This is a genomic window from Corallococcus sp. AB049A (assembly GCF_003668885.1).
Taxonomy (GTDB): Bacteria; Myxococcota; Myxococcia; order Myxococcales; family Myxococcaceae; genus Corallococcus; species Corallococcus interemptor.
Genome location: NZ_RAWL01001497.1, coordinates 1 through 379, shown reverse-complemented (window position 1 = coordinate 379; position 379 = coordinate 1). Strand labels below are relative to the sequence as shown.

Annotated in this window: 1 protein-coding gene; it reads left to right on the top strand. The window is 72.3% G+C overall.

The genetic code is table 11. The annotated features are described in order from the left end of the window. Positions 1–48 precede the first annotated feature (48 nt). The coding region (locus tag D7X55_RS42720; RefSeq protein ID WP_407921827.1) for a hypothetical protein at positions 49–379 on the top strand (331 nt) is incomplete at its 3' end.

Here is a 379-nt window from a genome sequence, read left to right as displayed (position 1 = left end):
GGGCATCCGGATCGGTGGCCTGCACCTGCCGGCAGCCGGAGAACTGGCTTGAAGCGCATGACCCACGCCATCCGCTACACGCTGGTCTCCGTGCGCGAGCTGCTGATCTCGGCCGGCCCGGTGGCCGCGCTGGCGGTGGCCCTGCTGGTGCTGGCCTATCTCTGGCTGGACCCGACGCCGCCCAAGACGGTGCGGCTGGCCACCGGTCCGGCACAGAGTGCCTATGACGCCTTCGGCCAGCGCTACCAGAAGGCATTGGCGGCCGACGGCATCCGGGTGGTGCTGGTGCCCAGCGAAGGCTCCTCCCACAACGAGCAGCTGCTGCGCGGGGGCCAGGCCGACCTCGGCTTCGTGCAGGGCGGCAGCGCCGGGGCCACCG